Raw genomic sequence first — 17,797 nt, forward strand, 5'->3', positions numbered from 1 at the left:
GATTTCGGACCATGCGTGGAAGTCTTGGTTTGTCCAAAGCTCTGCTTAGGGGACAAGCCTATCTAATTTTTACTTCTTCATTTGCCCCTGAGTCAGGTGGTTCATATGGTTCAACATGCTCATCGCAACTCAAGGAAAAAACGTCGCTGCGACCTGTCAATACTTTGACCAAGTTCTGACGCAGGGTGACTACTATCTCGGCCAAGAAGTGAACGGCCAGTGGCATGGTCGCGGTGCCAAACTGCTGGGTCTTGGACTCGGCAGTGACGTCACCAAACAACAGTTCAGCGAAGTGCTTCTCGGCAAACATCCTGTCAACGGAACAGACCTAACGCAGCGATCACGGAAAGACCGTCGTCCCGGAATGGACCTGACGTTCTCGGTTCCTAAAAGCGTTTCACTCGCGTGGGCGATCAACGAAGACGAACGCTTGATCGAAGCCCTCCGCGAAGCGGTGCGTGAAACGATGGAGCGAGATGTTGAACCGCTGATGCAGCGGCGCGTGCGAACAGGCAAGCACGCTAACTCGGAACAAAAAGCGACGACCGGCAAACTGGTCTACGCCGATTTCCTTCACAAGACTTCTCGCCCGGTTGATGGCACCGCCGATCCGCATTTACATGTCCATGCCTTCGTTATTAACTGGACCGAAGAAAATGGCGTTCACTACGCCGGCCAAATGGGCGAGATCGTTCGGCAACGTCCGAGCCTCCAAGCAAAGTTCGAATCACGCCTGGCAAGCAAGCTTCAAAAAGAGCTTGGCTATGCGGTCACTCAAACGCGGTTCACACAATCGGGAAAGATCAAAGCGGGCTGGGAGATCGATGGCATCGACCGCAAGACGATTGAAAAGTACAGCCGACGCACCGCACAGGTCGAACAACATGCCAAAGAAAATGGGATTCACGGTGCCGCAGAGAAAGGTTCGCTCGGGAAAAAGACTCGCGAAAAAAAGGACAACGGTGCATCCGTCGAGAAATTGCGAGACGAATGGCAATCCCGACTGACGAACCAAGAGAGATTGGCCTTTTCCCGTCTGTTGGACGGCAAACGAATTGACCAGGGGGAAGACGAGCAAAGCCAAGCGATCGCATCGGTGAAATACGCTCTCGATCATCATCTGTTCCGTCAATCGACCGTCGAGCGACATCAGATCGTCGGGACGGCTCTCGAGCATGCCCTAACAATCAAGCCTGAACAGATCGAAGATGCCCTGAATCGAGTCGACAAGATCGAGCGGTCGATGCCGGACCATGGCTGCGTGCGAGAACTGATTACCACTCGCGAAGTGCTGAATGCAGAAAAACGCTTGATCGACTACGCCCGTGACGGACGTGGGACGCGAAAGGCGATCGGTGATTCAGAACATGAGTTCTCGCGAACGTGGCTGAATGATCAACAGAAGGACGCCGTTCGTCATGTCGTCCGGTCACGCGACGCCGTCATGGCGGTCACAGGTGGCGCGGGAACGGGAAAATCCTCCCTGATGCAGGAAGCTGCCGAAGCGATCGCGAAATTCGGGAAGACGGTTTACACGTTCGCTCCAAGTACTGGCGCGAAGGAGGTATTGCAGCAAAAGGGTTTTGGAAATGCTCAGACGGTCGAGCATTTGATTTGCAACACAAAGCTTCACGCTGACGTGCGTGATCAAGTGTTGTGGATCGATGAAGCCGGGTTGATGGATGTGCGTTCGATGAATGCCGTATTCAACATCGCCAAAGAACAAAACGCTCGTGTCATCCTATCGGGCGATACGCGGCAGCACTCATCACCGAGTCGTGGCGAGGCGATGCGATTGCTCGAGCGCGAAGCCGGATTGAACATCGCCCGCGTTGAAGCGATCCAGAGACAAAAAGGCCGCTACAAAGCAGCCGTCGAACTCATCAGCCGTGGCAACGAAGTCGTGAATGCCGAGACCGGGCAAACGGGATTGCTCGCGGGCTTTGACGCACTCGACGCGTTGGGCAAGATCCATGAAATCGACTTGGACGATAGGCATGAGAAGCTCGCCGATAACTATCTCGCTGCCGAAAAGTCTGGCAAGTCCACGCTTGTCGTCGCACCAACGCATGCGGAAGCGGCGGCGGTGACCGAAAATATTCGGACGTCGCTTCGCGACGAAGGGGCTTTGTCGAACGACGAACGTGAGTTCATTCGATTGAAATCGCTGAACCTGACGAATGCGGAGAAGAGTGAAGCGATCACCTACGCATCCCAGTCCGGTGGGATCGTGCAGTTTCATCAGAACGCAAAAGGTGGTTTCAAGCGGGGATCTCGCTACCGCATCGCGGGGGCAATCGGAAAAGAGGTGTTTATCGCGCCCGTCGGTGGTGGTGAAAAGCAAAAGCTTCCCTTGGCAGCGGCGGATCGGTTCGAGGTCTACGCCGAACATAAGATCGCTATCGCGGCCGGCGACAAAATCCGCTTCAGCTTGGGCGGAACTGCCCGAGGTGGAAAGCAACGGATTAGCAACGGGCGGCTAGACGAAGTGAAAGGCTTCGACAAAAGCGGCAATCTAATTTTGAAGAACGGTTGGATCGTCGAGCGTGACTACGGGCACATGGATTTGGGGTACGTCATCACCAGTCACGCAAGCCAAGGTAAAGACCGCCACATCGCGATGGCGGCAATGGGTGAGTCATCCCTCCCCGCAATCAACGCGAAACAGTTTTACGTGACGGTCTCGCGTGGTAGCGAAGATGTGATGATCTTCGTTGATGACAAGGCAAAGATACGGCAAGCGATCATGCGAAGCGGTGAGCAATTGTCGGCAACCGAAATGATGAAGCAGCCAGCCAATTCACGAGAACAGAAGTCTCCGTCGCCTGAACCAACTCGCCATCAACAAGATTCAAGGCAAAGCCGGCATGCTTGGCGTTCCTTCCGCGACCGCGTCGTTGGGTGGTGGCGAGGCGATACACGCGAGCAACCGCTATCACCCGACACCCGCCATCGCTCTTTGAATGACCGAGGTCGCACTGTTGCGACTGGAGTGATGTTCCCCGAATTCGGAAGGAGTATTTGATCGTGACACGTCCCGCCCAGGCCTTTGCCGACCATCGCGGCGCCAATGTGCATAACATTGGACAAACGCCCGCCTCCAAATCTGACGAACTGCCCTATGGAAAAATTCGCAACGGCGAGCTGCCGCCAATGATGTTTCAGATTCGGATGAACAACGGGCAAACGGTCAGTTTCGCCTACAGCGATGTTCGCGAAATTCGTAGCCGCGATGCGGGTTTCGTACAGATCGGTGTGTTCGCAATGAGCCGAGTCATGATCACCATCGAAGGCCGCAATCTCATAGAACTAACGAACTTGCTTGGCATGGCTATGATTCGATGGATCTCGGAAGCCGATCCACGCGGTGAGGAACGCCCTGAAACGTCACCAGAGATCGACAGCATCAGCATCGAACCAATCGATGCGGGATGAGTCAGCCCAAAATCCCAAATTTGGGATTTCTTCCAATCGGTAGAAAAGAAGCGTCTTCGGCGGGGCAATGGGAAACGAAGATTCGGGCCGGGTGCTTTGATGACGAGCCCAACTCTGAGCAAGAGCGTGAGTTCGCCGCGATGTGACAGCTTCAAGGCATGCCACGCCAGCCCTCAGGCGGACTGGTGGCAACTTCAAAAAAGGTCAAGCTGTGAGGCCGTATCATCGTGGTCACGACTCGTCGTGTCTCTGATAGTGAGCTCGCTCGCTGACGTTTGACGGATTGGGGCGTTGGCATTGGTCACCGCCGTCACATTAAACGGTGATCGCTCGACGGGCACGTCCGCAATGACGCCACCGGCCGGATTGAAGCCGATCTTGTAAACGCGGTGCACTTCAAGGGTGAGCGTGTTCTGATGCACGGCCCAGCCGTGTAGTCCGTTCAAGCCGAGGTTGATCGCCGTCATCATCACGGCACGGTGGTCGATATCTTGTCCGATCAATTCCCAGTGTGGTTGATGCTTGGCGACGGCCAATAGTTGCCGACCCGATCCGCAGGCAGGGTCGCAAACGGACTTGGGTTCATCGGTCCGCTCGGCCGGCACCGTCATCGACGCCATCAAATCACAAACACTGTCGGGTGTGAAAAACTGGCCGTTCTCGCCGTAGGTGATGGCACCTTGAAAGATATCGCCCAGCACATCGGCTTGGGTTTCTTCCATGGCGTTCACGAGCATCGCAAAGCCTTGGGCAAGCGTGTCGATGCCGCGTTTGCCTTTCGGGCCGTCGGTGTAACCCTGCTCGATGGTCGCATGATACTCGGCTTCCATCGTCTGGCCTGCCAAAGCACATTTGCTGACGGTTAAGAAGTCGGTAAAGACTCGACCTCTCGCGTGCCCGGTTTGCCGAGCGGTTTGAGCGAAGAGTTCGACGAGTGTTTTGCTCGCCGGTAACGTGAAGAATTCTTTTGCCATGCCGCCCTATGCTTTCGGGCGGGCGGTTCCTGTTGTTGGAGTCATCGGACTGCCCTTTCTCTAACTGGTTTCGGTTTGGTGGAGGATGCCGGCCACATGTCGGCACCCTCGATCGTCTTATTCGTTCTCGGACGTTGTCGTTTGACCTGATGCGTCAATCGCCTTCAACTCGGCGATGCGGTCGGTGACTTTGCCGACCAAGTGCCCAAGTTTCAGATTGTCGATCGCACTGAAGGATGTCGTTTCCTTCCACTGCCCGTCGGCGGTCTTGTAACTGCGGCTGTAGCTGACGGTGTATCGATCGGGTTTTCCATCCGTCCCCGGATTTCTCCAGATCGTTCCCTTCAGTCCTCCGAAGCGTTCGGTGAAAGCTGGTTTGTTGGTTTCTTGTGTCATGGCGTTTTTTCCTTTCGTTTTGGTTGACCATGGTCCGCGTGCAAGCCGCGGTCGGGGTTCTGTCTGCAAGGGGTGTTGGTGCGGCACGCAGCGAAGCGAGTACACGGCCCCTTGCTGAGAGAATATCGATCGTGGCAGCGTGTCCTGGTTTGTCATCCGAAGCCGAAAGGCCAAACGTGATGTCAGGTTCGTCCCACATACCTAGAACAGATCCAATTGGATTGAAGCAGGATCGGCTGGTTTGTTGACGAACTGTTCCAGGTCGTCGATACGCTGTTGCGACGATGCGATTTTCTGTGTCGGCGTGGCTACGGTTTCAAACGTGGTTCCCAGAACCAGATCGGCGGCTTTTTGCGCGGATGCGGCTGCACTGACCACCAATCGTTTATCGCCGCGAAGGACATTGATCCAGCTTTGCAGATAGGACGCAGACTGCTCGATCGTCGGCGGACTGATCCCGGCCGATGCACTCAAGAATGCGGCCCCCATCTCGGCCACAAGTTCTTCTTTCGAATAGTCGTTACTGCCGAAAGGTGCCAGCTTCGTATCAAGCCCTCGATCCAGCCGCTTCGAATGTCCAGTGGAGTGTGTGATCTCGTGGAACAAAGTCGAATAGTAACTCTCAGGATTTTCAAAACGCCCCTGCTCAGGCATGTGAATGGTGTCCGTCGAGGGTCGATAGAACGCCCGCCCTCCTCCGTCATGTTCAATCGTCGGTTTGCTGGCGTATCCGTCGACGATCCGCTCCGCAGCTGTGATCCGCTCAAAGGGGCTGGCATCAGAGGGCAGTTTCGGAACATCCGGTGACGCGATGCCTTCGATCTGATCGAGGTTGAATGCGGTGTAGTGCTTCAGCATCGGGATTTCGACATCCAGTCCGATTTCGCGGTCTTTGGTTACATACATCTTCCAGAACGTCACCAGTGATCCCTTCTCGCCTTTGCGAACTTGACCGCCGGCAGCGGCTGCCTGCTTGAAGGTCAGCCAGAAGTCGGATGAATAGCCGCGTTCCCAGCTGGTCAGGCCGAGCAGAAAGACGTTGATGCCGCGATAGCGTCTACCGCTGTCGAGATTCTTCGGCCATCCGTCGCCGGTTCCGCGCTGGATTGGATTTCGCCATGGTGCGGTGCCTTGTTCGAGATGTCCGATGATCTTGTCGGTTACCTCTTGATAGATGTCGCGTTTTGCTTTGCGTTTGGTTTGTTGTGTCATGCCGCCCTACGCTTTCGGGCGGGCGGTTCCTGTGGTTGGAGTCATTGGACTGCCCTTTCTCTTCTTTGGTTTTCGGAACAATGCGTATGTGGCACGCATTGGCTGGTCACGTCAATCATTTCTTTATCCATCCGACTCGTCGGCCAGATGATGAATGAGTTGATAGTCGGTTTCTCGCTCAAACGCACTGACGAAGTCGAAGCCGTTCTCTTTGGCGATGGCTTCCAGTGCCCATTGCATTGTCGGATGTTCGTAGAGACGGTTTGTCATTACAGCGACACCTTCGGCGTACCAGTTGTTGTTTTCAAATTGAATGACGATTGTCATGTTTTCATTTCCTATTTGTTAAGTTTGATCGGGGCGTGATTGCCCCGATCGTGTGTCGGTTTAGTGTTCGCTCGGCAGATACAACGTCCAATGCTCGCCGTCGAAAGCGGCCCAGATATCAATCTGTTGGAGCGGGAAGTCGGTGTATTCGATCTCTTGGACGATGAATGGTTCATCGGGACTGTCTGCCTTGGCAAAAAGCTGAGCGGTGGTCCCTTCCCCGAGTTTGAGCGTCCAGAAGTGCATTTGACTGATGCGTGGATCATCGGCCGCAGCTTTGTTGAATGGTTCGCTACCGATCCAGGATGCGATCGCATCGATGAGCCAGTACGCCTGCCCTCGTTCGGCAACATGCTCGACTCCAGGTGTGTAGATGACTTGTCGATTCAGCCCGTGTCGTGTGCGTTCTAGATCGCCGGTGAAGTGTCGGAGTTCTTGCTCCGTGAGCGGTCCCTCCTCTTTTGGCTTTCCTGTCACATGGATGATTTCAATGTCTGGCATGGTTTGTTTCTCCTTTTGTTGATTGACCATGCTGCGATTACCCCGCCTGGTTCGCCGGCATCGTGACAAGGGTTTTCGCGTAGCGATTTTCCGAAGCGGCCGAAGGTGTAGCTGGCAGGAAAACCCTTGCCGCGAGGTTGGCAAGGCGGGACGCTGCATGAAAAAGTCAGTCAACCGAAAGGAGAGGCGGTCACGCGAGATTCAAAAACCTGTTGACCGGCAACGCCAAGGGTGGCACTGTCCGCGCCATGGACCCAGAAGAAACCCTTTCAGCGATGTTTGACGCTTTGGCAAGCGGCGATCGGGATCAAGCCCTCGAGCACGCCCAGGATCTGAAGGATTGGCTGCGTCGGGGAGGCTTTGTGCCTTCGATTGAACTGAAGATTGGAACGCGGCGCCCCCAGATCTTGCCAGCTGCCTTGAGCCGCGCCTTCGTTGAAACAGCACTACGCTTGCCCGAACAAAGACCAGTCCATCAGCCCAATCCAGGACGAGATCCGCAACATGGATGAGGCGATCGAACGACTGACCAATGAAGTTCAAGTCCTTCGGGAAAGCGTTGACCAACTAAAGACCGCACTGGAGCACGCCATTCGAAACGGGCGGATCGTGGTTGAGTTCGCGGAAGCATCAGCGAATGATCGACAACGACCATCAACGCTGCTCGATGCCAAGGATATTGATGACGATTGCCCAATCGCGTTGAATGCTGAAGAGTTAGACGATGATGTAAGTCCCAGACCCCCTCCTCCGCTTCCAGGCGATTTGTTTTAGGCGATGCCAATGTCAGAGGACGAAAACCAATCACTTGCCAAAGACATTCGCGAACTCCGTCAAAGCATCGACGAGCTGAACGGACTGCTGCGTTGCATTTTTCAGGCTCAGGCCGGCAAGTTACCAGCAGCCCCGAAAGCGAAATCAAGAACGAAGCGAGGTTCTGGGAAACCCCAGCAAGATTCGGGTCAAGAACGCCCACCTCCAGCCGGCAATCATTTCTGATTTGCAGAAAGCCGCATTTACGATTTGCAAGAAGCACAACAAGACGCTTCGTCGTGAAAACGTTGCGCCGTATTACTGCAAAAGCGTGCTTTAGACCAAGCGTGGAAACGACAAACCGCAATTACGATTGAACGTTGTTCAGTAAACACGTATCAACGCATTATCGTGACTACGAAACACAAGCATTCTGTGTCGCCGTGAATACGTTCATCAGCCCAATCGCATTTCTGGCTTTGCGGCATTGCGACGATCCTGCAATACGTCGTTCCAGTCTTGTCCGGGTACTGGCGGATAGTGCTCCACAATAGGGACACCTGAATGTGCGAGTTCTTCTTTGATCCGTGCCGCGATTTTTCTGCCGCCATCGTCGTTGTCCAAGGCGAGTACGACCCGTGATCCTTCGGGCATTCGAGAGATTGCGGATCGAAGGCACTCGGCCTGCATGGGACTGATTTGACCGGCCGTGCTGAAGAACCGCCGATGATCAGTACCTTCACGATCCGCGATGCTGAGCATGTCGATGGATGTCTCGCAGATTACGGCTTCGCGGTCGGTGTCACGGGGGCGAGAGCAGGCGAGGGCTTTCACGCCGCCGGGCGCAAACCCTGTGAAGGTGGTTCCATTATGATTCCCGTTCTTGAGTTCGTATCCGCACAGACCAGAACGATTGAAGTGAGGGAAGACCGCATTGCCCTTCGCGTCGATCCGGATACGGTCCCGAAAAATTGGGTCAGTTTGAACTTCGGCGGAAATGCTGCGGATGTTGGTCAGGTAGGCGTGGCCTGAATTGATCGGCCGCATTGACATCCAGGCGGCCAAGACGCGAGCGGCATCATGTTCAGACGGCTGCAGAACGAACGGCAATGGTGAGGAGGGGACATGATGATCGATCGAACCATCGAATGCGCGAAGCGTTTTACGTACGTCGCCAAGGTTGCCACCATCGAGCATTTGGCACAGGTCGATGATCGTTCCCGAATCACCACCTTTGGCATTGAAGTAGTAATACTTGCCCGACGGATCGCGACCAATGATCAGCTTGTCGCCGCGAGGATGTCGCAGCACCATGCTGTGCTTGGAGCTCGCACGGCGATCAGCGACGAATCCACGTGACGCCGCGTAGTCGCAGAGATTCAACTTTTTGAAGTTCTCCAATTCGTCATTTCGATCAAGCATGATTCCACAGTAGCGCGGACAGCAAACAACGTTCAAGTTTGTTTTCATGTTTGTCCACCGAGCCGATTTTTCTGTCTGAGCGCGAACACGACGGCACGATGAAACGACGACAAGATTGCTGGTTGTGGAGTGGCCGGAGCGGGGTTTGCTCCGACCACTGCTGGTTACCACCACGAGTCATGGAACACCGTGTAGCCATTGGCGATTGCTTTGCGGGCTTTCTCGATGAATTGGAGGTCTTCCTCGTATTCATCACCCTGCGTTTGACCGAAGAAGAAACCGGCGGTCTCCGGAAGTTCATGATGAATGATCGCTGCTTCCAACTGTTGAAGATCATCGAGCGTCAAGACAACCGGCACGCAGCTAAATTCTTGAGTACCGCCTTTGTCGTAGTAGAGTTGCTCCATCCAGCCGTGGAGATTGGGATGTTTCCTCCAGAAAAACAGTTCTCCGGCGTCATTGACTTTGAAATCGACTTCACGATCGAGTTCTTGTGTCGTGGTCTTTACGTACATATCGAGTCCCATGATGTGCTCCTTTCGTTGGTTGCGTTTGAGGACGCACGAAAGAAGCCAACGGGCTTGACTGAGTCAGTCAAGAACAACCCGGTTGAGCAAAGCGAAAGTGGTGCGGGCAGTTCATTGACGGAGGAGGGGACCGGTGGCAACGTGCTGGCCAGACTTCAGACGCCAACTGCTAATGAAAGTTCATGGGACGATCAGGTGACGAAGCAACCGATTCGGTTCATCGAACCAGTCATCAATTTCTTTTCCAATCGCCCAAGTGACATCACGCCAGTTGGGTTCATCGAAATCACGCCTTGAGCGATGCGAACTATCGACTGGGTGTGTTAAACGGAGTTTAGTTTGTGTTAGACCATCGAAAACCGTCTGCAACTCATTGTTCGAATTGAGAGTTTTCCGGCGACGGGTGGGTAAAAGCACGAAAGAAAGTGTGCAACTACACGCTCTTGGGTGTGCAAAAGCACGAACTGAACCACTCGGTGTTTGATAGCACAATCATTGCGTTTCGGTGTGCGGTAACACAAAGTGCTTGACTCTGGCGTGTAAAAGCACGAATGTCGAAAGATGAAGGACGAATCATCGATCACGCGAAACCCATTGCTGCCGGAACGCTATTCCGACGATCTATTTATATGCGACATCACAGATGCGATTCCCAAAGATGACATGGGAAGCATGGAACATCCAATCTTTTCTCTGTCGACGAAACCAGACACGCGAATTCGTGAGTACAACCACAACGACATCAACATCACGGTCACACCGAGCAGCAGTGGTTTAGCGACCATCCACGACAAAGACATACTGATTTACTGCATCAGCCAACTGATTGCCAAACTGAATGACGGTCAAGAAGCCAAGCGGGCACTTCACCTGACTGCCCATGACCTATTGGTGACAACCAACCGCACGACCGACGGGCGCGGATACGAACAACTTATCGCAGCGTTCGACCGACTGAGCGGAACGCGGATCAAAACGAACTTAAAAGCGGGTGGCGAAGAGATCACCGAAGGATTCGGGCTGATCGACAGTTGGCGAGTCGTTCGTCAAACCAAATCCGGGCGGATGTCTGAGATCCGCGTGAACCTATCCGATTGGATTTTCAATGCGGTTCATGCTCGTGAAGTGCTCACCCTTTCGAGAGAGTACTTCAGGCTCCGCCGTCCGTTGGATCGCCGGATGTATGAATTGGCAAGGAAACATTGCGGCCGAAAGACGGAGTGGAAGATTTCCCTCGATCTACTGCGCAAGAAATGCGGCTCAGGAAGCACAAGCAAAGAGTTCAAGCGTCTGGTCAAGAAGGTGGTTCAGGACGATGCGGCGAACAGTCACTTCCCGGACTACCGCGTTCGGTTGCTGGAGCGGGGCAATGGGGAAGAAGATCAGGTTGTTTTTCAGAGCAGGGGGAGCATTCCTGCGATTGCTGGGAAGGAAGCAGCGGCATTCATCCCCGAACTTGACCCTGACACCTACCACGACGCCCGGCTTGAATGCCCAGGCTGGGATGTTCGAGAACTGGAAAAACAGTGGCGGGATTGGCTAGCCATGTCAGACGCCCAGCCACCAAGAAACGTCAACGCTGCCTTCATCGGCTTCTGTCGGAAGTGGAACGCTCGTAGGGGTTTGTCGTAGAAAGCTATGGACCACGCCCGCCGAAGCCTATCACTGATCGGTCCTCCCGCAGTTTTCTTTCTTCATTGAGTTGTGCCTTCGGCGAAGGTTGCGATGGGCCAATCACACCGTTGCTTCCGCCATCAGCTGAAGAAACACTGCGCGGAACCGGACGCGAATCGTTGCCGCTTTCGCCGTGACTACCATCTGCATACAGTGGGATGCGCAGCGAAGCAGACCGGTCGACAAAGGACGCTCGAACATAAAGCACGGAAGCATGACGAAATTTTTCACCGCGAGCTCTTAGATTCCGATTCAATTGCTCAGGTGTCCCGACGAAAGGAGGGGTTTTGGCAAAACCACCACTGGCTCCAAATGGGGTTTTGGCGTTCCAAGCGATTGGAATACTCGTTTCCGGAGCATGGTAGATTCCACGTGAAGGCGGAGCAGATAGCTTCAATGACTCCAAATGCCTCTCCCATTTCGTGTAGAAATCTTCAGTGAAATGCCAGCCCTCTTTGGCCGAATAGGCAAAGAGGCGTTTGGGGAATGTTTCCTTCTCTTCAGCCGTGAGCGTTTCGAGGCGAAACGCTGCGCGACGATCAAAAACTCGTTTCGATGACTCCTTGTTGCCGGGAAGTTTCAGCTGAACATACAGGCGGTCGAGGCGATCATATTGGTGAGGGAGAGCGAGCGCCGCGTCCTGAAGCTGCTCAGATGGCAAATGGTACTCCCCGAAATGGCCGCCTTCGTCGGCATAAATGGTCATACCTTTGATGTCTTGAAGGTAGGGCTGGATCTCGGGAGTAAATCTCCAGTGTCCATCAAAGGTGATCCAGGCGAAGTTATCAAGGTCGACCATGTTCAGCCGATCAAGTTGAGCCTGCTCGCTGTCCAAGTACGTCGCATGGATGGCCTTGAGGCTGTGTCCCAATGAGAACGGTCCAATTGAAGTCCTCCCAACTACTGGGCCAGGCTCATCGTCAATTTGAATATTAATCGATCCTTCTCGAAGCAGATCCTCTTCGGTAAACGATATCGCAACGGAGTTGTCACTCAACTTCACACACGACCGCCAAGGCGAATCACCGAGCCGTAGCTCAACCCCGCTTGCAAAATCATCCACTCGATCACTGAGTACGATGTCCAGACTGCCGAGCTTGTAGAGATTGCGAGTCGAGTCAGAAAAATCGTACGTGAACGCGAAGTCATCCAGGCTGATTTCACCCGGTGAGATCGCTTTGTCTTGTAGGATCCGCTCGACCCATGTTGGTTCCGGTTGAGGATTCATTGAAGCGACCGAACGTTTTATCTGCTCGTCGATTGATTCTATTGCGGATTCAAACTTCGAATTGATCGCTTCGTCTGTCGAAGGTTGTCGCTTTAGAAGTACAAACGCAACCAAAGCCAACACGAGCGAAGAAACGGCCGCGACCATTGCGATTGACTTGCCCGAGCGGGAGCGAGATGCTTCTTCAGGAAAGATGGATCTTAGCGTGTCACGGAACTCAGAAGCCGACTCAAAGCGTTTGCTCGGGAACGATTCGGTGGCCTTGATGATCGCGTCAACAAAGAGTGTTGGAACCGAATCAAGTTGTCTGAGTCGGGTGATGAACTCTGCCCGATCCAAGACAGCCTCTCGGAGCAGAGCGTAGGCGAGCGTCTTTCCCAACCCGTAAATGTCAGATCGCTCGTCAACGTAGATCGCACCTTTGTCGTCGACCAGATAACCACGCTCGTTGGACTCGTCATCAATTTTCGTGAGCGAATGTTCTGGACTTGCAAAGAAAGGAGTGTCGTTATCAGCTTTAACCAGTGCAAGCGAACCGTTTCCCGCATCGCGATTCTTTGCCAAGCCAAAGTCGATCAACGTGGCAATTGGAGGTTCGTCTTCCCAACGCTGCGTCAAGCGGATATTCCCTGGGTGGATGTCGAGATGCAGGCAGTTCGCTCGATGCACGTGCGTGATTGCGTCTGCGATTTGCATTCCGACACTGCCCAAGTGCGCGACCGGCATTGATCGCTTGTCTGCCAGCGAGACACCTTCGACAATCGGCATCCACAGGTAGCAAAACCCCTCCGCTTCTTCCTCGGGACCACAATCAATCATGTTGTGGTTTTTGGGTGCCTTTTGGATGTGACGGATAATTGCAGCTTCCCGATGAATGCGTTCAACACCAGCCGGATCATCTGATCGAACGAACTTGAGAGCACCACGCGTACCACGCCCTCTCAATGCCGCAACCTCGACAACGCTTGCTTCGCCGCCGACACCGAGAGGACGTATCACTCGATACCCGCCAATCGAAACCTCCGACCGATATTCCGGTGTTACGAAGATATAAGAGAACTCAATCGCCGCAGCCATCTTCGGATAAAGTGACGCGTAGTCAGCAGCGGAAGGCACCGGTTTGCCTAGGCACAGGTAAGACGCATGCAACTCTTCTTTCATTAGGGCTGCAAGCAGTTGCACCCGAAAACTCGTTGACGTTTCAGGCTGCCGTTTAAGAAAGTTTCTGTAGGCGCGATCTAAAGCTGGCTTGGTCAAGACGTCATTATTCTCGGGGTCCGCATAATGCCGGAATTCGCTTGCGAACATATCGCAGACATCCGAGATTGCATCACTCTCGCTCTCCGACAATCGACTTAAAAACGGATCCTCAGATTTGTTCAATGTATTGAAATCACTGTCAAATTGCATTTAAGTTGCGCGGAAATCGAGAAAACAGCATACTAGTTATATATGCTGTCAAATTTATGGAAGAAGCTAGTTCGAAACTATCCAGAGTCTTCACGTCGTGCGGCCGTTGCGGCGGATGGGACTCCCACACCGCCGCCATTTCAAGCACGGATCATCTCGAATGGTGCGATGGAACTGAAAGAGCAGATTCACGATCGGCTGAAGTTGTTGATGTTCTACGTTCACGAGTTTACCACGAAAGACGCGAGGGATATCTGGTTGTCAGCAAGCCCAGATGCTCATCCAATTGGTGACCTGACAGTAATTATCGCAGACGTCATGACTCGATTGAACGAATACGCGGGAGTCTCGCCCGAGACGCGAAACGTCGCCGCCGTCTGGTCAGCTCGGTCAATCTATCCAGCCACTGCCGTTCTGCAGGCATGTCATCTATTGAGACAGTCAGGATATATCGGGAATCCTTGGAAAGCCCCTGTAACCGAACGTCGCAACCTAATGAAGTCGCTCCTTTCCCCTGAGATGTTCGAGGAGTTCGCATCGAGCTCACCGCCGTGGCCGGATGCCGATCAGCGTGATCGAGTTCACCGCAGAGCGACCATGAGCGAGGCGAGCCGAAAATTCGCAATGACTTACCAAATTTAGCCTCGAATATCAGATAAGCCGAGGTTTGCGAAGCACTTTATTCGAGGCGTTGCTCGGCCGCATCAAGGCAAGCCTTCGTCATCAGTTGATTGATCTTTTGGCGGCTCCTCTCGACTTTGGCAATGGAAATTTTCAAAGCGGATGCAACCTCTGAGTTCTCCTTTCCACTCAGCCCTAGCAACGCGATCTGGACCCAAACACCATTTTCTAGCATCGCTGACAGTGTTTCTTTGATCCACTCACCGGTTTCTGCAATCGCCGCCAATTTCATGCGATCAGCCTTGGTTACCTTTCCCTTCTCGTTGGAAGGTGGCAGGTCGGGCTGTTCTAGGTTTGCTAGAAAAGATCCCCCATCCTCCTCGTCACCATTTGTTGATAGCGAAGCGTCATTTCGAAACAGCTGGTAATACTTCACTGCATCGCGGTGGTATTGTGCGTTTTTCGCGTTCAGCTTTTTCAACAACAGCTTGAAAGTCGGGTCGTTCTTGTCCGTAGTCAACGGCATCGGGTGGTTTTTGAGATGGCTCTTGAACGTTGTGACCGCTAAATCGAGCGGTGTTCCGATGGGGTTATCGAAACTTAGGTAACGGGATGCGTATCGCAGGATCACATCCCAAACCTGCTGTTCGACCTCCGGCAAAGCAAGCTCCTCGTGTCGTTCGCCAGTTGTATGGTCACCGTCGATTGTTGGGCTTTCTTGATCACGCATCGGCATGTTTCCGTTGGCAGGCAGTGTTTCGGGAAAACGTGAACGGAGGATTCTACGCAAAAGCACTCCATAGTGCCGCAGGCGTACTCCGAAAATCCATGATTTCCACCGGAGCCCCTACTGCTTCGCTTGGGGCACATCCAATTCCATGGGTTACCCAAACGCCCCCGTAACAGTCGCGGGACAAATTCTTTGCAAAAAAGTTCTGGATCAGGATGCCGGTTCACCCCAAAAGACCGTGCGCATCGATAGATGACGAATTCTTGCGAGCGACGGGCGTCCGAAGCTCAATCACTTCTTCTGCAATGAATGAATGGGATAGCCACAATGAAAACGAGCGAGAACAGGATCCCCCCGGCGCGCAAGCCAAAGCCAATGGGTGCAGTGACTGCCGGCCTGGGGTACATCCTCATCATAGCGACCTGCTTGCTTCTCCAATCTGGCTGTGTTTCTCAAGCGAGACATGAGCGTTTACTGGAGGAGCAAGAATTGCGGCTTGAGGGCGAGAAGAGCCAGGCGGTTTCTTCCGCCGTCGCACAAACACGTGCAACGCTGACCGCGAATCATCGAGAGGAACTGCTTCGGCTCAATGAACAGCACGACGCAGAGCTCGCGAGCATCGCCAAGGAGAACGAAGCGGCAACCGAGGCGTTAAAGAAGTCGCACGAAACAAAGATTGCTGATTTGACGCAACAGCATGAGCAGCAACTCGCAACCGAATTGGAAAAGACGAGAGTTCAAGCGATCAAAGACAGCGAGACGAAGCAATGGCTCGCCGCCAACGTCGCGAACATCGGCGAGCATCAAGCGTTGACTTGGGCGGTCGTTTCTCTCGGCATCGCAGCACTCTACTTCTCCTTCAATCGCCGTCTAGGGCTTTTGGTGAGCGAGATCAGTCAGCGGAAGTCTGAGATTGTGCGGCCTCGGCCCGACGAAGATTTCGGCGCGGCGGAAATGGGAGAAGGGAAGCTATGAAGAGCTCTGCTAATCCATTCGCGGACATCCGGCAGTGGTTTGCCATGGTGCTGGGATTTTCACTCGCGGCATGCCTTGGAATCGCGACCGGTCAAACCGGATTTGTGATGACGGTTGAAATCATCGCCGTTGGCCTGATCCTACTTCATCGCGCCGGTGGCTATTTGAGAAAGCTGATGGATGAACGAAGGGAATGCTACCGAGACTTTTGCCACGCCAAGGAGAAAGGCATCAAGTCGCTTTGGGATTCCGCTGCGGCAGCCCAGCCATCGCTCTTTTTCAAACTCACAAAATTTGCTTACCGGAATGGCACGGGTAACACCGAAGCCGTGAGTGCTTGGTTGCGATATCGACGGACGGAGTTGAACGGTCCGCTCTACGTTTCGCGAAGCTCATGCTCTTTGCTTTTCAACCTTGGAATGATCGGCACAGTTTTTGGTCTGACGATAACGTTTGCAGCGATCTCATCGGGCATGAGCGACACGTCGGACATCGTAGCGGTGACGGAGTCGCTTCAGTCGGCACTTGCGGGGCTTGCAACGGCTTTCATGACCACACTCGCCGGGGCGTTCTTTGGCGGTGTGCTGGTATCGCGAGTGAATTTAATCACCGGCCGCTATCTCAATGAGTTTCTGGCGATTTTGGAATTGTGGCTTCGATCCACTGACTTTGACAACCCAAACGAGGAGGGAAAATGATGGATGAGCAGCAGGAATTGAGAGACCAGCTCGATGTGCAAACTGGATCAAATGACCTGATTTACGCAACTATAGGTATATTCGCCATTATCGTCTTTGTGCTGATGCTATTGGTGCGAGTCGGAGCCACAACGATCGATCAATTAAAAGTTGATCTCGACCAGTCCGCCCAAGTCCAGGCCCGCCAAGGTGAAGAGTTAGACAAAACGAAGTCGCAAAGAGACACCGCCGAACGCGAGCGTGACGATGCGATCCATGAGGGTGAGCAACTCGTCAAAAAGATTGATGAACTCGAAGGCCAAGCAATCGCGACCAAGGGAGTTTCAATCGCGATCGCGTGTGACCAAACGGGATCAATGGCAAACGTCCTCGCGAGACTGCGAGCCGTTCTGCTCGCTATCGCTGAGATGTTCCCAATGGCGACCGACAACTTCAACATTGGAGTCGTTCTTTACGGAAACGGCCCCCGGGTCACGTTTCCGTTGCAGCGTATCAAGCAAATCGATCAGGACGGCGGTGACTCCCTCGCGGAACTGCAAGACTTTGCCACGCAAATGAAGTGCGCCGGCGGACAAGCAGACATCGGTCTTGCTGTCGCCGAAGCGATGGAGATGTTGGACGCCGCACCCAACTCTGACAAGTCTCGACAACTGCTGATGGTTTGCGGCGATGTCAGTCATGGTGAATGCGTTCATCACGGCCCCGGTGACGACGACAAGCTGGTGCGCACCGTGGCAGCGTGGGCGACAGCCAGCGGAAAACACCGTCGCGTTCTCGGATTGCACACCGGCGTGGAAACGCATCCGGCGCGTGCGTTCTACGAGCGTCTTGGGCAAGCCAATCAAGAGAGTGGCTTCGGCAGCGATCCTGCCGAAATCTTCAAGTCCATCTTCGCGGCGTCTTTTGGAAAGTAA

At 53.7% G+C, this 17,797-nt stretch carries 18 protein-coding genes; 9 read left to right on the top strand and 9 right to left on the bottom strand.

From position 1 onward, the window contains the following. Nucleotides 1–115 precede the first annotated feature (115 nt). Together mobF and Poly59_RS19240 are read left to right on the top strand one after the other, a co-directional pair. The gene (mobF, locus tag Poly59_RS19235; protein WP_146535735.1) at nucleotides 116–3,025 is read left to right on the top strand and encodes a MobF family relaxase; all 2,910 of its coding nucleotides are present in this window, start codon (nucleotides 116–118) and stop codon (nucleotides 3,023–3,025) included. A 2-nt stretch (nucleotides 3,026–3,027) separates the two neighbouring features. After that, nucleotides 3,028–3,435, top strand: a complete 408-nt coding sequence (locus Poly59_RS19240; RefSeq protein WP_246151764.1) for a hypothetical protein — start codon at nucleotides 3,028–3,030, stop codon at nucleotides 3,433–3,435. 194 nt (nucleotides 3,436–3,629) lie between these two features. Here the strand turns inward: Poly59_RS19240 and Poly59_RS19245 are convergent, their stop codons facing one another. The 5 genes from Poly59_RS19245 to Poly59_RS19265 form a co-directional block, all read right to left on the bottom strand. Next, on the bottom strand, nucleotides 3,630–4,409 hold the full coding sequence (locus Poly59_RS19245; RefSeq protein WP_146535736.1) for an N-6 DNA methylase: 780 nt from the start codon (nucleotides 4,407–4,409) through the stop codon (nucleotides 3,630–3,632). A 117-nt stretch (nucleotides 4,410–4,526) separates the two neighbouring features. Continuing rightward, nucleotides 4,527–4,805: a hypothetical protein gene (locus tag Poly59_RS19250; RefSeq protein ID WP_146535737.1), complete on the bottom strand. Its 279-nt coding sequence runs from the start codon at nucleotides 4,803–4,805 to the stop codon at nucleotides 4,527–4,529. Nucleotides 4,806–5,006: 201 nt separating this feature from the next. Further along, complete coding sequence (locus Poly59_RS19255) at nucleotides 5,007–6,017, bottom strand: ArdC family protein (RefSeq protein WP_146535738.1); 1,011 nt, start codon at nucleotides 6,015–6,017, stop codon at nucleotides 5,007–5,009. A 123-nt stretch (nucleotides 6,018–6,140) separates the two neighbouring features. Further along, nucleotides 6,141–6,344: a hypothetical protein gene (locus Poly59_RS19260; protein WP_146535739.1), complete on the bottom strand. Its 204-nt coding sequence runs from the start codon at nucleotides 6,342–6,344 to the stop codon at nucleotides 6,141–6,143. A 60-nt stretch (nucleotides 6,345–6,404) separates the two neighbouring features. Then, the gene (locus Poly59_RS19265; RefSeq protein WP_246151765.1) at nucleotides 6,405–6,845 is read right to left on the bottom strand and encodes a DUF6876 family protein; all 441 of its coding nucleotides are present in this window, start codon (nucleotides 6,843–6,845) and stop codon (nucleotides 6,405–6,407) included. A gap of 435 nt (nucleotides 6,846–7,280) precedes the next feature. Between Poly59_RS19265 and Poly59_RS19275 the strand changes: the two genes are divergently transcribed. Further along, on the top strand, nucleotides 7,281–7,619 hold the full coding sequence (locus Poly59_RS19275) for a hypothetical protein (RefSeq protein WP_186776392.1): 339 nt from the start codon (nucleotides 7,281–7,283) through the stop codon (nucleotides 7,617–7,619). Nucleotides 7,620–8,054: 435 nt separating this feature from the next. Here the strand turns inward: Poly59_RS19275 and Poly59_RS19280 are convergent, their stop codons facing one another. Together Poly59_RS19280 and Poly59_RS19285 are read right to left on the bottom strand one after the other, a co-directional pair. Beyond that, a complete protein-coding gene (locus tag Poly59_RS19280) occupies nucleotides 8,055–9,020 on the bottom strand; it encodes a DUF3991 and TOPRIM domain-containing protein (protein ID WP_146535742.1) in 966 nt (321 codons plus the stop codon). Between the two features lie 164 nt (nucleotides 9,021–9,184). Beyond that, the gene (locus tag Poly59_RS19285; protein WP_146535743.1) at nucleotides 9,185–9,547 is read right to left on the bottom strand and encodes a phosphoglycerate kinase; all 363 of its coding nucleotides are present in this window, start codon (nucleotides 9,545–9,547) and stop codon (nucleotides 9,185–9,187) included. 54 nt (nucleotides 9,548–9,601) lie between these two features. Here Poly59_RS19285 and Poly59_RS19290 point away from each other — a divergent pair, with 54 nt between their 5' ends. Together Poly59_RS19290 and Poly59_RS19295 are read left to right on the top strand one after the other, a co-directional pair. Beyond that, on the top strand, nucleotides 9,602–9,844 hold the full coding sequence (locus tag Poly59_RS19290; protein WP_146535744.1) for a hypothetical protein: 243 nt from the start codon (nucleotides 9,602–9,604) through the stop codon (nucleotides 9,842–9,844). A gap of 264 nt (nucleotides 9,845–10,108) precedes the next feature. Further along, complete coding sequence (locus Poly59_RS19295; RefSeq protein WP_146535745.1) at nucleotides 10,109–11,179, top strand: replication initiator protein A; 1,071 nt, start codon at nucleotides 10,109–10,111, stop codon at nucleotides 11,177–11,179. A 4-nt stretch (nucleotides 11,180–11,183) separates the two neighbouring features. Here Poly59_RS19295 and Poly59_RS19300 read toward each other — a convergent pair whose 3' ends face one another. Then, nucleotides 11,184–13,631, bottom strand: a complete 2,448-nt coding sequence (locus Poly59_RS19300) for a serine/threonine protein kinase (RefSeq protein ID WP_186776394.1) — start codon at nucleotides 13,629–13,631, stop codon at nucleotides 11,184–11,186. Nucleotides 13,632–13,901: 270 nt separating this feature from the next. Here Poly59_RS19300 and Poly59_RS19305 point away from each other — a divergent pair, with 270 nt between their 5' ends. After that, nucleotides 13,902–14,501: a hypothetical protein gene (locus Poly59_RS19305; protein WP_146535747.1), complete on the top strand. Its 600-nt coding sequence runs from the start codon at nucleotides 13,902–13,904 to the stop codon at nucleotides 14,499–14,501. 37 nt (nucleotides 14,502–14,538) lie between these two features. Here the strand turns inward: Poly59_RS19305 and Poly59_RS19310 are convergent, their stop codons facing one another. Next, on the bottom strand, nucleotides 14,539–15,210 hold the full coding sequence (locus Poly59_RS19310; protein WP_146535748.1) for a hypothetical protein: 672 nt from the start codon (nucleotides 15,208–15,210) through the stop codon (nucleotides 14,539–14,541). Between the two features lie 327 nt (nucleotides 15,211–15,537). Between Poly59_RS19310 and Poly59_RS19315 the strand changes: the two genes are divergently transcribed. Genes Poly59_RS19315 through Poly59_RS19325 form a run of 3 tightly spaced genes read left to right on the top strand, consistent with a single transcriptional unit; the run spans nucleotide 15,538 to nucleotide 17,797 of the window. Next, complete coding sequence (locus Poly59_RS19315) at nucleotides 15,538–16,185, top strand: hypothetical protein (protein WP_146535749.1); 648 nt, start codon at nucleotides 15,538–15,540, stop codon at nucleotides 16,183–16,185. Beyond that, entirely contained in the window at nucleotides 16,182–16,883 is a 702-nt protein-coding gene (locus Poly59_RS19320; protein ID WP_146535750.1) for a MotA/TolQ/ExbB proton channel family protein, read from the top strand. Before Poly59_RS19315 ends, Poly59_RS19320 begins: the two co-directional genes overlap by 4 nt. After that, nucleotides 16,883–17,797, top strand: a complete 915-nt coding sequence (locus tag Poly59_RS19325; protein WP_222436139.1) for a vWA domain-containing protein — start codon at nucleotides 16,883–16,885, stop codon at nucleotides 17,795–17,797. Before Poly59_RS19320 ends, Poly59_RS19325 begins: the two co-directional genes overlap by 1 nt.

It is taken from the genome of Rubripirellula reticaptiva (genome assembly GCF_007860175.1).
Classification (GTDB): Bacteria; Planctomycetota; Planctomycetia; order Pirellulales; family Pirellulaceae; genus Rubripirellula; species Rubripirellula reticaptiva.

Coding starts and splice junctions, on each gene's coding strand:
- mobF (WP_146535735.1), top strand. CDS start 116: ATGCTCATCGCAACTCAAGGAAAAAACGTCGCTGCGACCTGTCAATAC.
- Poly59_RS19245 (WP_146535736.1), bottom strand. CDS start 4,409: ATGGCAAAAGAATTCTTCACGTTACCGGCGAGCAAAACACTCGTCGAA.
- Poly59_RS19250 (WP_146535737.1), bottom strand. CDS start 4,805: ATGACACAAGAAACCAACAAACCAGCTTTCACCGAACGCTTCGGAGGA.
- Poly59_RS19255 (WP_146535738.1), bottom strand. CDS start 6,017: ATGACACAACAAACCAAACGCAAAGCAAAACGCGACATCTATCAAGAG.
- Poly59_RS19260 (WP_146535739.1), bottom strand. CDS start 6,344: ATGACAATCGTCATTCAATTTGAAAACAACAACTGGTACGCCGAAGGT.
- Poly59_RS19265 (WP_246151765.1), bottom strand. CDS start 6,845: ATGCCAGACATTGAAATCATCCATGTGACAGGAAAGCCAAAAGAGGAG.
- Poly59_RS19280 (WP_146535742.1), bottom strand. CDS start 9,020: ATGCTTGATCGAAATGACGAATTGGAGAACTTCAAAAAGTTGAATCTC.
- Poly59_RS19285 (WP_146535743.1), bottom strand. CDS start 9,547: ATGGGACTCGATATGTACGTAAAGACCACGACACAAGAACTCGATCGT.
- Poly59_RS19295 (WP_146535745.1), top strand. CDS start 10,109: ATGAAGGACGAATCATCGATCACGCGAAACCCATTGCTGCCGGAACGC.
- Poly59_RS19305 (WP_146535747.1), top strand. CDS start 13,902: ATGCTGTCAAATTTATGGAAGAAGCTAGTTCGAAACTATCCAGAGTCT.
- Poly59_RS19310 (WP_146535748.1), bottom strand. CDS start 15,210: ATGCGTGATCAAGAAAGCCCAACAATCGACGGTGACCATACAACTGGC.
- Poly59_RS19315 (WP_146535749.1), top strand. CDS start 15,538: ATGAAAACGAGCGAGAACAGGATCCCCCCGGCGCGCAAGCCAAAGCCA.
- Poly59_RS19320 (WP_146535750.1), top strand. CDS start 16,182: ATGAAGAGCTCTGCTAATCCATTCGCGGACATCCGGCAGTGGTTTGCC.
- Poly59_RS19325 (WP_222436139.1), top strand. CDS start 16,883: ATGGATGAGCAGCAGGAATTGAGAGACCAGCTCGATGTGCAAACTGGA.